Source organism: Acidovorax facilis, assembly GCF_050626955.1.
GTDB lineage: Bacteria > Pseudomonadota > Gammaproteobacteria > Burkholderiales > Burkholderiaceae_C > Acidovorax > Acidovorax facilis.
Map to the genome: position 1 here is coordinate 4788317 of NZ_CP192460.1, position 12647 is coordinate 4800963.

Genomic DNA, 12647 nt, shown 5'->3' on the forward strand with positions numbered 1-12647 from the left:
ATGGCGTCGCGCCTACAGCTTCGGCCCCTCATTTCGCCACGACCCTGGCAACTGTCACGGCCCAGGCCAGTGACACCGCGCAAGGGCCGCCCCGCCGCGCTGGTGTCGTCCCCCTTCCCGGCGAAGCCGAGAGAAGGGGGAAGCGGCGTAGCCGCTCAGGGGGATATACCGAGTTACGCCGCGCTCAGCCAGTAACCCGCGTTGAAAGGGCTGCTCATGCGCAGCGCCATCGGGGAGACATCGACAAGCTTGTCGGTCGGCATTTTTTCGGCGGAATCCGTGCCGATTTCAATGCCCTCGACACCTTGTTGGGTGCCGGTAGCCTCGTTCGCCCGTTCTGCTTGGCTGGTGGATGCAGAACGGGCTACAGAAAAGAATAGAAACACCGGAACGGTATCTTGCGGTCGCCCCAGTAGTCGGCGGCGTCGCGGAAGATATCGAGCAGTTGTTCACGCGCTTCCTTGTCGAACTTGCCCGTGGCGGGGATCTGCTCCAGCACCACGATGAAACCAGGCTGCGGGCCCGATTTATGCAAGGGATCCGTCATGCAGTCGTACAACGCATCAAAGTTCTTGCCGAAGTGCGACGGGAAGGTGAATTGCCCGGCAATCAGGTCCAGCACATCCTGCTTGGACTGTGCGTGGGCCAGGTTGGCGTACAAGAAATGGTGACCCATGGAGGTGGCCGCATCCTGCAGGTCCTGCACGCGGAAAGCGCGAATGGACTGCACGATGTTGGTGCGCACGCCACGCAGTGGCGTTTCCAGGTCTTTACGAAGTGGCGTCTGCATCTCCGCTACTCTTTCTTTTTAAAGTCCACAAACTTCTGGCATTTCGCAGGGCTGCGGGATGCAGCCTGCGGGTGGGGGATTCAAGGGGGCGCGCTTACCGCTGCCAGCGTATCTCTGGCCTGCGTGCAGCGCAACGGGGGTCACTCGACGATCTCGCGAAAACTGGCGTAGTGATCGCTGGTGTAGTAGCAGGCGTCCGGAACCCGGGGCTTGCCGCCACACACAATGCGCCGGGCTCCCCGGTTGCGCGATCCTGGTGTTCTGACGGTGTACTCACGGTAGTAGCCCCGCTTGTGGGCGGGCAACAGCCGCTCGCGATTGCCAAAAACTGTTCCGTCCTTGTCATACGGAAAGGGCCCTCCTTCACGGATCAGCGCATACGTCGCCCGCCCTTGGGGCGGCAACTCGGCCAATGCGATAGGGGGGATGGAGCCGTCGGTGGACGGGGAGTTCCGGGCATGCCCCGCCACCGGGGACAACACGAACGCAACACCCAAAACACACAAAAACCCTGCTTTGCGCGCCCGGGTGGCTACAGCCTTCAGCATCAACGAACCTTTCAGAAACTACGGGTTAACCCGAAATTTCGAGCCGCTAGTGTCGCTCAACGGCCCCCAAAAAGCAAGCGTCTGCACAAAGATTGGGCAGACGCTGAAGGGAAAAACAAGCTCTTTAAGTTAGCGCTTGCTATCAATTTTTGGCTTATCTTGACACGTTGGCATCGGCCACGGTAAGTGCTGTCATGTTCACAATGCGGCGCACGGTGGCGCTGGGCGTCAGGATATGGACCGGCTTGGCCGCACCCAGCAGCACGGGGCCGATGGCGATGCCGCCGCCTGCGGCGGTCTTGAGCAGGTTGTAGGCGATGTTGGCGGCGTCGATGTTGGGGAACACCAGCAGGTTGGCGTCACCCGTCAGTTCGCTGCTGGGCATGAGGGCCGCACGGGCCTTGCCGTCCAGCGCCACGTCGCCATGCATTTCACCGTCCACTTCCAGCCAGGGGGCTTGCTGGCGCAGCAGTTCGAGCGTCTGGCGCATTTTGACGGCGCTGGGGTGGTTGCTGGTGCCGAAGTTGGAGTGCGACAGCAGCGCGGCCTTGGGCTTGACGCCAAAGCGCATCATTTCCTCGGCAGCCAGGGCGGTGATCTCTGCCAGCTCCTGGGGTGTCGGGTCGTAGTTGACGTGGGTGTCCACCAGGAACACCTGGCGGCCGGGCAGCATGAGGCCGTTCATGCAGGCGTATACCGGCACATCCTGCGCCGTGCTGTCGGCGCCGCCCGCGTGTTTGCCGATCACCTGGTCGATGTAGAGCAGGTGGTTGGCGGTGGTGCCCCAGGTGCCGCAGATCAGGCCGTCCACCTCGCCTTTGTGCAGCATCATGGCGCCGATGAGCGTGAGGCGCCGGCGCATTTCGATCTTGGCGACCTGCTGGGTGATGCCCTTGCGCTCGGTCATGCGGTGGTAGGTCTGCCAGAAGTCGCGGTAGCGGTGGTCGAAGTCGGTGTTGACCACGTCGTAGTCCACGCCTTCTTTCAGGCGCAGACCAAACTTTTCGATGCGCTGGGCAATGATGGCGGGGCGGCCGATCAGCGTCGGGCGGGCCACCTTTTCGTCCACCACGATCTGCGCGGCGCGCAACACGCGTTCTTCCTCACCCTCGGCGTAGGCCACGCGCTTTTTGGCGGCGGTGCGTGCTGCGTCGAAGATGGGTTTCATCGTCGTGCCGGAGGCGTAGACAAAGGTCTGCAGCCGGTCGCGGTACGCGTCCATGTCGGCGATGGGGCGCTGGGCTACGCCGCTGTCCATGGCGGCCTGGGCCACGGCCGGCGCAATCTTCATCATCAGGCGCGGGTCGAACGGCTTGGGAATCAGGTATTCGGGGCCGAACGACAGCTTCTCGCCCACATAGGCGGCGGCCACCACTTCGCTCTGCTCGGCCTGGGCCAGCTCGGCAATCGCGTGGACGGCGGCAATCTCCATCTCATCGGTGATGGTGGTGGCGCCGCAGTCCAGCGCGCCACGGAAGATATACGGGAAGCACAGGACGTTGTTGACCTGGTTCGGGTAGTCCGAACGCCCCGTGGCCATGATGATGTCGCTGCGCACGCTGTGCGCCAGCTCGGGCGTGATTTCGGGGTTAGGGTTGGCCAGCGCGAAGATCACCGGGCGCTCGGCCATGGTGGCCACCATCTCGGGCTTGAGCACGTTGCCCGCCGACAGGCCCAGGAACACGTCCGCGCCCACCATCACCTCGGCCAGCTTGCGCGCGTCGGTCTTTTGCATGAACTGGCGCTTGTCGTCGTCCATCAGCTCTTCGCGGCCCTCGTAGACCACGCCAGCCAAGTCGGTGACAAACACATTCTTGCGCTGCACACCCACCTTGAGCAACAGGTTCAGGCAGGCCAGCGCCGCTGCACCCGCGCCGCTGGTGACCAGCTTCACCTCCTCGATCTTCTTGCCCGCCACCTTCAGCGCATTCACGATGGCCGCCGCCACCGTGATGGCCGTGCCGTGCTGGTCGTCGTGGAAGACCGGGATCTTCATGCGCTTGCGCAGCTCGCGTTCCACGTAGAAGCAATCGGGGGCCTTGATGTCTTCGAGGTTGATGGCGCCGAAGGTCGGCTCCAGCGCGGCGATCACTTCCACCAGCTTCTGGGGGTCTTTTTCGTCGATCTCGATGTCGAACACATCCACGCCGGCGAATTTCTTGAACAGAACGCCCTTGCCTTCCATCACAGGCTTGGAGGCCAGCGCGCCGATGTCGCCCAGGCCCAGCACGGCAGTGCCGTTGGTGATGACGGCCACGAGGTTGCCGCGCGAGGTGTAGCGGAAGGCATTGGCCGGGTCCTTGACGATTTCTTCGCAAGGTGCAGCCACACCGGGCGAGTAGGCCAGCGCCAGGTCATGCTGGTTGACCATCTGCTTGGTGGCGGCAATGGCGATCTTGCCGGGCTTGGGAAACTCGTGGTACTCGAGAGCGGCACGGCGCAACTGGGCGCGCTTGTCGGAATCGTTGTTGTTCTGGGCCGTGGTGTTTTCGGGCATTCAATTGTCTCCAGCTTGGGGTGTCAATGCCACGCCGGTTCAAGCAGGTCCGGCGCAGGTTGTCAGCTTTCGTAAGGGTGGGCGATTGTAGGCCGCGTTCGGTAAAAACCCTAGTAAGCGAATCTGCTTACATGGGAAATTCAGCTTTGCCGTCTGGGTTGGAATGCGGCGTATCGCTCCAGCGCGAAGTGCAACCTTTATGCAACCGCTGCCGAAGTGGTCTGGAGCTCCGCTTCGAGCCCGTCCAGCCTGGGCTTCGAACTGCGAAACCGTAGGCTTCACCACAATCATTCCCAGCCAGGGCTGTTTTGCGGTCAGCGCAGTCCATGGCCGAGATACGGAAAAAAGACCGCTGAAATGGACTGCAGAGGTCCTTCTGTCATCGACGGTTTCCAGTTCGTTTCCAGCTCCAGCGGGCAACAGATCGAAGCGGGCGCTATCGTTAGCGGTGCTTCCCATGGGGGCAAGCTGTTAGCCAAACAGCGCCTCATAGCGGGCGATGTTCGGCGAGCGCGTATCCGGCATGCTGGGCACCAGCATCCACTGCACACTTCCCAATTGCGGGTGGCTCAGGGTGTACGTTGCCTGAGAAAGCCTTGGAACATCTGGTCCATGAAATAGCAGTGTGAACGGTGTCCGAAATTGCTCTGGCAAATGGCCGCGCGCCCGTTCGGTAGCTTCTACCAAAACCAGCTCCACAGGGCCATGCTCTGTCAGTGCGACGAAGGGACTGCCCACCAGGGTGTTGACGGATTCAAAAGTGGTGCTCATCGATGGCGTGTGTTGAGGGATCACAAAAGGGTTGGATACAGGCCATTGAGTCGCCAGAATGGGCTGGTATCCACGACCCACTCAACATCCTACAGCCGAGAATCCACTGTGTATTTGCTATCTGAACCATTCGCCCTGCGTGAGAGGGCCGACGACGATCAGCCTTTTCTGCTGGAACTCTATCTGTCTACCCGCGATGACCTCCAGCAGGCCATCCCCGACCTCGCGCTGCTCCAGCAGTTGATAGCCATGCAGTTCAATGCACAGGAGACCGGCTACCGCCACCAGTTCCCCTTGGCCCGCCAGTTGGTACTGCTGCGTTCCGGCCACCCAATAGGGCGCATGGTGGTAGACGCCTCACCCGAACAATTGCGTCTGGTGGATATCGCCATTGCGCCGCCAGCTCGCCGCAGCGGCGCCGCAATGGCTGCGTTGGCTGCGCTGCAGCGCCATGCAGCAGCGCAGGGCCTGCCACTGTGTCTGGCGGTAGGGCGATACAACGGTCCAGCGCAGTGCCTGTATCAAAAATGCGGATTCACTTCCGTGACCGAAGACGATCTGTTCGTACAGATGATCTGGAGAAGCACTTCGCAGTGAGACCTGCCAGCGCAATCGCCCCGTTGTTGAAGCCATCTTCGACGGGGGAAATGAAATGTGCCTGACCGCGTAGCGCTTGCAGGCAACGCCATCGGTGGGGCGGTTCCTGCATCGCCAACGGGGACACACTGCAAGTAGATCACGGTGCCGGGGGCCGCAGAACAAGCTGCGGCGCTTGCTGGCCACCTGGCTGCAGACAATCCATGCCCCAGACCAGGTGCCCCAGTGCAGCTATGCGACAGCCGCACAGGTGCCCACGCCGCACGCAGCGACCGCAGCGACCGCAGCGCTGCTTGCGCGAGACCGTCCAACGATCTCAGTTGCGCGACGGGAAGATGCCTTCCATGCAAATGATGTAGTTGAGGCCCAGATACGGCTGCATGTTGGACACCATGGATGTGGTCGTCACGGGGGCGGCCAACGGCTGGCCGCCGGTATTGGCGCCCACCGTCACCGCACCTGTACCACCAATGGCGGTGCTGACGCCGCCCAGGTTGACAGGACCCGTTGCGGTCGGTGAGTAGATGGATGCGCTGCTCGGGCCACTCGGCGATGCGCTGAGGAAAGAGCCATTGGCGGGAGTCGTGCTGGTGCCCGTGGTGCCCGTGGACGCCTGCAAATGCGTTGTGCCCGTGAGCCCTGCGGGGTCGAAGGTGGCCGGGTGCGTGTGCGGTGGCAGATTCGAGGCATTGAGTGTCACCGTGGCCGAGCCCGTGCCAATCACAGTGTTGGTGTTGGTACCCGCCTTCTCGCCTTGTGCAATGGGGGTCAATCCTGGTCCAGCGGCTTGTGATCCGACGGGGACCCTGCCTCGCAAATCCGGCAGGCCGAAGGTGTTCACGCCATCCCCCCCGTACGTGGTTCCCAGCAAGGCGAACATGGCTGAGTTTTGCTGAATAGGAACCGTCTGTCCGTTGCAGAACGCCCAGCCGCGCGGCGCGTAGTTGAAACCGACCGGCATGATCATCCCCATAAATGCTTCCATGAGTTCTCCTCCATTAGTGAGTGATAGGCTCAGGAATACTATGACGGCAACACGGGAGCGGTCAACGAATATGCTGCAAGAGGCATTTCACACACGCGAACGCACTCCCCGGCCTGTCTGTCACCCCCTCGGGGGGACTTTGAACGGGCCCTGGGCGCGCGCTGCGCTCTATCGGCTGCTCGGAAAGCTGAACACCGCGCCCTCGCGCACACCGGCGCTGGGCCAGCGCTGGGTGATGGTCTTGCGCTTGGTGTAGAAGCGCACGGCGTCGGGGCCGTAGGCGTGCAGGTCGCCGAACAACGAACGCTTCCAGCCGCCGAACGAGTGGTAAGCCACCGGCACGGGCAGGGGCACGTTCACGCCCACCATGCCCACCTGGATGTGGTCGGTGAAGTAGCGGGCGGCCTCGCCGTCGCGCGTGAAGATGCAGGTGCCGTTGCCGTATTCGTGGTCGTTGATGAGCTGCATGGCTTCCTGCAGCGTCTTCACGCGCACCACACCGAGCACGGGGCCGAAGATCTCTTCCTGGTAGATCTTCATGCCGGGCTTGACGTTGTCGAACAGGCACGCGCCCAAAAAGTAGCCTTCCTCATGGCCCGCAACCTTCACGCCGCGGCCATCGACCACCAGCGTGGCGCCCTCTGCCACGCCCTGGTCGACATAGCCCTTCACCTTCTCGAAGTGCGGCTTCGTGACCAGCGGGCCCATGTCGTTGCTGTTGTCGGTGCCTGGGCCGACCTTCATCTTGGCGATCTCGGTCTTCAGGCCCGCGATCACGGCGTCGCCCACTTCGTCGCCCACGGCCACCAGCAGCGGGATGGCCATGCAGCGCTCGCCGCACGATCCGTAGGCCGCGCCCATCAAGGCGCTCACGGCGTTGTCCACGTCCGCGTCGGGCATGAGCACGGCGTGGTTCTTGGCGCCGCCCAGGGCCTGCACGCGCTTGCCGTGTTTGCAGCCTTCGCTGTAGATGTATTCGGCAATCGGCGTGGAGCCCACAAAGCTCACGGCCTTCACGCGCGGGTCCTGCAGCAGGGTGTCCACGGCCAGCTTGTCGCCGTTGACGACGTTCAGCACGCCGGGCGGCAGGCCCGCTTCCAGCGCAAGCTGGGCGATGAACAGCGTGGAGGAGGGATCGCGCTCCGAAGGCTTGAGCACAAAGGTGTTGCCGCAGGCCACGGCCATGGGCCACATCCACAGCGGCACCATCGCCGGGAAGTTGAAGGGCGTGATGCCTGCGGTGACGCCCAGCGCCTGGAACTCACTCCATGAGTCGATGCTGGGGCCCACGTTGCGGCTGTGCTCGCCCTTGAGCAGCTCGGGCGCGTAGCTCGCGTATTCGACGTTTTCAATGCCACGCTGCAGCTCACCGTGTGCATCGGCCAGCACCTTGCCGTGTTCGGCGGTGATCAGGGCGGCGATCTTGTCGGCGTTTTCTTCGAGCAGGACTTTCAGCTTGCTCATCACGCGGGCGCGTTTCAGGGGCGGCGTGTTGCGCCAGGCCGGGAAGGCGGCTTCGGCCGAAGCAATGGCGGCCTCCACAGTAGCCTTGCTGGCCAGCGCCACGCTGGTGGTCGACTGGCCCGTGGCGGGGTTGAACACCGGCTGCGTGCGCGCCGTGTCCGCAACGATCTTGCCGTCGATCAGGTGGCCGACGGTGGTGGTGACGTTCTTGTCGTGGTTCATGGCAAAAATATGGGTAAAAAGTGCCGCTAGCGCTTATCTAGAAAGCGCTAGCAGCTATTGAATCAGGAGGATTCCCGCTGGCGGATGAAACGGCGCGCGCCAGGCCCGCGGCCGCCGTGCAAGGGCCGGGGGTGTGGCATCACGCCGTTTCCGCCAGGGCATCGCCCAGTGCGTTGATCAGGCGGTCGATTTCGGCCTTCTCGCTGATGAAGGGCGGCGCCAGCTGGATAGTGTCGCCACCGTAACGCACGTAAAAGCCCTTCTTCCAGCAGTTCATCGCAATTTCATAGGGGCGGCGGGCCGGCTCGCCCGGCAGCGCGGCAATGGTGAAGCCAGCAGCCAGCCCAAAGTTGCGGATGTCAGCCACATGCTTGGCGCCCTTCAAGCTGTGCACGGCTTGCTCGAAGTACGGCGCCAGCGCGTTCACGCGGCCGATCATGTCTTCCTTCTGCAGGATGTCGAGCGCCGCAATGCCCGCCGCGCAGGCCACAGGGTGGGCCGAGTACGTGTAGCCGTGCGCAAACTCCAGCATGTACTCCGGGCCGCCCGCCGCCATGAAGGTGTCGTAGATCTCCTTGGTGGCCACCACGCCGCCCAGCGGTTGCGCGCCGTTGGTCACCTGCTTGGCAAAGTTCAGGATGTCGGGCGTCACGCCAAAGGCTTCGGCCCCGGTCCAGGCGCCGCTGCGGCCAAAGCCGCTGATCACTTCATCAAAAATCAGCAGGATGTTGTTCTGCGTGCAGATCTCGCGCAGGCGCTGCAGGTAGCCCACGGGCGGGATCACCACACCGGCCGAGCCCGAGAAAGGTTCCACGATCACGGCGGCAATGTTCGATGCGTCGTGCAGCGCAATCACGTCCAGCAGGCGGTCGGCCAGCTCTTTGCCCGTGGGCGGCATGCCTTTGTGGAACGAGCCAGCGGGTGGCTGGGTGTGGGGCAGGTGGTCGGCTTCAATGCCCTGGCCGAACATCTTGCGGTTGGCAACAATGCCGCCCACCGAGATGCCGCCGAAGTTCACGCCGTGGTAGCCCTTTTCGCGGCCGATCAGGCGGGTTTTGCTCGCCTGGCCCTTGTTGCGCCAGTAAGCGCGCGCCATCTTCAGCGAGGTGTCGGCCGACTCGGAGCCCGAGCCGGTGAAGAACACATAGTCCAAGCCCGCAGGCGTCAGTTCCTTGACCCGGTTGGCCAGCTCGAACGACAGGGGGTGGCCGAACTGGAAGGCGGGCGCGTAGTCCAGCTTCATCGCCTGCTTGCCAATGGCTTCGGCGATCTCGCGACGGCCATGGCCCAGGCCCGCACACCACAGGCCCGAGAGGCCATCAAAAATCTTGCGACCGTCCGCGTCGGTGTAGTAGGCGCCGCTGCCCTCCACGATCATGCGCGGGTTGGCCTTGAACTGGCGGTTGGCCGTGTAGGGCATCCAGTGCGCGTCCAGCCACTCGGCGTCCATGCGGGGGCCTTCGGCACCAGCGGCGGGTTTTTCGATGTTGACGAAGCTCATGGGGTTCTCCAGTGCAAAGGCGGCGAAAAAAGGCGGGCAACCCCAGCGGTCTGGGGCTTGACGTAGGGCATTGTTGCGCTGCCTGTTAATCTCTCCAATACTCCAATATCAATGTTTACTTGACGGTTTATGCAAGTAAAAACACCTCCACCCCACCCTTCCCCCAAACACCGCGCCGTACTGGGCCAGCTCAGCGACATGGACCTGCGCCTGCTGCAGGTGTTCAAGAGCGTGGTCGAGTGCGGCGGCATGTCGGCCGCCGAGCTGGAGCTGAACATTGGCACCAGCACCGTCAGCCGCCACATGAAGGACCTGGAGACCCGCCTGGGCCTCACCTTGTGCCGCCGGGGCCGGGCCGGTTTTGCCCTCACGGCCGAGGGGCAGCGCGTGTACGACGAGACCCTGCGCCTGCTGTCGGCCGTGGACGCCTTTCGCAGCAGCATCGACGACATCCACCGCCGCATGGGCGGGCGGCTGGAGGTGGCGGTGTTCGACAAGACGGCCAGCAACCCGGCGGCGCACATTGGCGATGCGATTGCGCTCTTTGCCAGCCAAGCGCCCGAAGTCAGCCTGCAGATGCACGTGGCGTCCATCCCGGCCATCGAGCGTGGGCTGATCGACGGCAGCTTCCACGTGGGCATCATCCCCGCGCACCGCACGTCGCAGAGCCTGGTCTACGCCGACCTGTTCACCGAAACCATGCTGCTGTACTGCGGCGCGCGCCACCCGTTGTATGGCACCGACCATGCTGCGCTCACCTGGGAATCCCTGCGCGCCTACCAGTTTGCGGGCCTGGGCTACCACTCCCCCAACATGGAGCTGAGCCACAGCACCCGCCTGCCGCGCAAGGCCACCGGGTTCGACCAGGAGTCGATTGCCACGCTGATCCTCTCAGGCCGCTACCTGGGTTTTCTGCCCGACCACTACGCCGAAGGCTTCGAGCGCCAGGGGCTCATGCAGGCCGTTCTGCCCGCGCAGTTCCACTACCGCTGCCAGTTTGTGAGCGTGCTGCGCAAGTCGCCGCAACCGCCGAGGGCGGCGCAGGCGTTTGCACAATGCCTACTGGAGGCCCATGGTTGATGACTTGCCCGCAGCGCGGCGCAGGCAGACAATGCCAGCTCTTTGGCGCTTTTGAGCGGGGCACACCATGGCAACCATTTCTTCGATTGGCAGTTCCGGCCTGCAGGCCGCGCAGTTGCGGCTGGATGCCTCGGCCAACAACGTGGCCAACATGAACACCCCCAACTACCGCCGCCAGGTGGTGGCGCAGGAAGAGGCCGCCGACAGCGCTGGCGTGCGCGCCACCGTGCAGCGCCAGCAAGAGGCCGAGGGCGTGGCGCTGGAGAAGGAGGCGGTCGAGCAGATGTCGGCCACCTACGCCTTCAAGGCCAATCTGCAGACCATCAAGGCACAAGACGAAATGATGGGTTCGCTGCTCGACGTGAAGGCCTGAGTCGTTTCTCCCGCGCTCCCGACAATGCCCCGCCAGCCGGGGCATTGTTGTTTTCAGCGCCAGTGCTGGAGTGGCCTCGGGCGACCTCAGCTGGCTACAACCAGCCCGGCCAGCCGGTGAACGAGCCAGCGTTGAAAGGCCAAGCCGGTAGCGGTGCGGCTGCGCAAGGGAATGCTGTACATGGGGGCTCCTTCGTACGGGTGGTTCAGACGGTGGTTCAAACGGCCTGCAAGGCGGCTGGGCTGGGTGCCTGTGTGGCGTCGTCAGCGCCGCGCCGCGCAGCCCGGTCCCACGCCTTTTCATGGAAGAAGAACGCCACCGCCTGCACCGTGGGCTCCAGCAGGCTCAGCGTGAGCGAGGCCCACAGGTTGCCCGTGACGGCATAGGCCACCAGGGCGGCCACGCAAATGTGGATCACGTAGTAGCTGCCAGTTTTCATCAGCATGGTTTTGTTCTGGCGGGCAGCGCGGCGGATGTGGGACATGGCGGACTCCTTTTCACTTCTTCATCAGGGCCTGCGGCGGTGAGCAGGGATGTTGAAATGGTAGTAATTCTCAATAGCGTTGGCTAATTGATCATCACTAAGCCGGAGATAGCCACTATCAAGCGGCCATGCATCCCGGTCGGGCGGCCCCATGCCAAGCAAACTGGTTCAGCGCGTGAACCAGTTCACCGATGGGGCTCAAAAAAAGCCGCTCCGCGCCATGCCCCCGTTGCTATGATGGCCGCTCTTTTCAACCCCCTCTTTTGCTTTGGGAGCACACATGGCCCTCATGGACTTCATCAAGAAACAGTTCATTGACATCATTCAATGGACCGAAGAGGGGGACGGCACGCTGGCCTGGCGCTTCCCCATGGCGGGCATGGAAATCCAGAACGGCGGCACGCTGGTGGTGCGCGAGTCGCAAATGGCCATCTTCGTGAACGAAGGCCAGGTGGCCGACGTGTTTGGTCCCGGCACCTACAAGCTCACCACGCAGACGCTGCCGGTGCTCACGTACCTGAAGAACTGGGACAAGCTCTTTGAGTCCCCCTTCAAGAGCGATGTGTACTTCTTCAGCACACGCCAGCAGATCGACCAGAAGTGGGGTACGCCCCAGCCCATCACGATCCGCGACAAGGACTTTGGCGCCGTGCGCCTGCGCGCGTTCGGCAACTACGCCTTCCGCATTGCCGACCCCAAGGCGTTCCACACCGAAATCTCGGGCACGCGCGAGTCGTATCCCGTGGCCGACCTGGAAGGCCAGCTGCGCGGCCTGGTGCTGCAGAACATCAGCAACGCCATTGCGGGCAGCGGCCTGCCGTTCCTCGACCTGGCGGCCAACCAGGTGATGTTTGCGGAGGCGATGGTCAAGGAACTGGCGCCCATCTTTGCCAAGCTGGGCATCTTGATCGAATCTCTCACGGTGCAGAACGTCTCGCTGCCCGAAGAGCTGCAAAAGATCCTCGACCAGAAGATCGGCATGGGCATGGTGGGCAACGACATGGCCAAATTCATGCAGTACCAGACGGCGCAGGCCATCCCCAAGTTCGCCGAAGCCAGTGGCGGTGGTGGCGGCATTGCGGGCGATGCGATGGGCCTCGGCGCGGGCGTGGCGCTGGGCCAGGTGCTGGCGCAAAACCTGCAGCAGGGCCTGCAGACCCCGGTGGCTCCCGCTGCTGCTGCGGCAGCGCAGGCCGCTGCGACCCCGGTGGGTGTCAAGCCCGAAGAGGTCATGGCAACGCTGGAAAAGCTGGGCGAACTCAAGTCCAAGGGCATCCTCACGCAGGAAGAGTTCGACGCCAAGAAGGCTGAGCTGCTCAAGAAGCTGGTCTGAAC

At 63.2% G+C, this 12647-nt stretch carries 13 protein-coding genes; 4 read left to right on the top strand and 9 right to left on the bottom strand.

Annotated elements, in window-relative coordinates:
• Positions 1-173: 173 nt before the first annotated feature.
• The 5 genes from ACQ4MJ_RS21960 to ACQ4MJ_RS21980 form a co-directional block, all read right to left on the bottom strand.
• Positions 174-386, bottom strand: a complete 213-nt coding sequence (locus ACQ4MJ_RS21960; protein WP_147433275.1) for a hypothetical protein — start codon at positions 384-386, stop codon at positions 174-176.
• Complete coding sequence (locus tag ACQ4MJ_RS21965) at positions 365-790, bottom strand: barstar family protein (protein WP_010464776.1); 426 nt, start codon at positions 788-790, stop codon at positions 365-367. The genes ACQ4MJ_RS21960 and ACQ4MJ_RS21965 overlap by 22 nt, the downstream gene beginning before the upstream one ends.
• Positions 791-930: 140 nt before the next feature.
• Positions 931-1338, bottom strand: a complete 408-nt coding sequence (locus ACQ4MJ_RS21970) for a ribonuclease domain-containing protein (protein WP_055398013.1) — start codon at positions 1336-1338, stop codon at positions 931-933.
• A gap of 154 nt (positions 1339-1492) precedes the next feature.
• Positions 1493-3835, bottom strand: coding sequence for an NADP-dependent malic enzyme (locus tag ACQ4MJ_RS21975; RefSeq protein ID WP_121421673.1), 2343 nt, complete (start codon positions 3833-3835; stop codon positions 1493-1495).
• 471 nt (positions 3836-4306) lie between these two features.
• Complete coding sequence (locus tag ACQ4MJ_RS21980; protein ID WP_158603284.1) at positions 4307-4606, bottom strand: DUF6916 family protein; 300 nt, start codon at positions 4604-4606, stop codon at positions 4307-4309.
• Positions 4607-4651: 45 nt separating this feature from the next.
• Here ACQ4MJ_RS21980 and ACQ4MJ_RS21985 point away from each other — a divergent pair, with 45 nt between their 5' ends.
• Positions 4652-5203 (top strand): GNAT family N-acetyltransferase, encoded by a 552-nt coding sequence (locus ACQ4MJ_RS21985; RefSeq protein WP_228897124.1) that lies wholly within the window; start codon positions 4652-4654, stop codon positions 5201-5203.
• A gap of 316 nt (positions 5204-5519) precedes the next feature.
• Here ACQ4MJ_RS21985 and ACQ4MJ_RS21990 read toward each other — a convergent pair whose 3' ends face one another.
• The 3 genes from ACQ4MJ_RS21990 to ACQ4MJ_RS22000 form a co-directional block, all read right to left on the bottom strand.
• On the bottom strand, positions 5520-6188 hold the full coding sequence (locus ACQ4MJ_RS21990) for a phage tail protein (RefSeq protein ID WP_431151273.1): 669 nt from the start codon (positions 6186-6188) through the stop codon (positions 5520-5522).
• Positions 6189-6356: 168 nt separating this feature from the next.
• Positions 6357-7874: a CoA-acylating methylmalonate-semialdehyde dehydrogenase gene (locus ACQ4MJ_RS21995; protein WP_121508119.1), complete on the bottom strand. Its 1518-nt coding sequence runs from the start codon at positions 7872-7874 to the stop codon at positions 6357-6359.
• A gap of 139 nt (positions 7875-8013) precedes the next feature.
• Positions 8014-9375, bottom strand: a complete 1362-nt coding sequence (locus ACQ4MJ_RS22000; protein ID WP_055398024.1) for an aspartate aminotransferase family protein — start codon at positions 9373-9375, stop codon at positions 8014-8016.
• 129 nt (positions 9376-9504) lie between these two features.
• Between ACQ4MJ_RS22000 and ACQ4MJ_RS22005 the strand changes: the two genes are divergently transcribed.
• Positions 9505-10455: a LysR family transcriptional regulator gene (locus ACQ4MJ_RS22005; RefSeq protein ID WP_431151272.1), complete on the top strand. Its 951-nt coding sequence runs from the start codon at positions 9505-9507 to the stop codon at positions 10453-10455.
• 67 nt (positions 10456-10522) lie between these two features.
• Positions 10523-10828 carry a flagellar basal body protein gene (locus tag ACQ4MJ_RS22010; protein ID WP_055398029.1) on the top strand — a complete coding sequence of 102 codons (306 nt, stop codon included), beginning with the start codon at positions 10523-10525 and terminating at the stop codon, positions 10826-10828.
• Positions 10829-11045: 217 nt separating this feature from the next.
• On the opposite strand, the gene ACQ4MJ_RS22015 is transcribed toward ACQ4MJ_RS22010, so the two are convergent.
• On the bottom strand, positions 11046-11312 hold the full coding sequence (locus ACQ4MJ_RS22015) for a DUF2061 domain-containing protein (protein WP_055398031.1): 267 nt from the start codon (positions 11310-11312) through the stop codon (positions 11046-11048).
• 280 nt (positions 11313-11592) lie between these two features.
• On the opposite strand from ACQ4MJ_RS22015, the gene ACQ4MJ_RS22020 reads away from it, so the two are divergent.
• Positions 11593-12645 (top strand): SPFH domain-containing protein, encoded by a 1053-nt coding sequence (locus ACQ4MJ_RS22020; RefSeq protein WP_055398033.1) that lies wholly within the window; start codon positions 11593-11595, stop codon positions 12643-12645.
• The last annotated feature ends 2 nt before the right edge of the window (positions 12646-12647 follow it).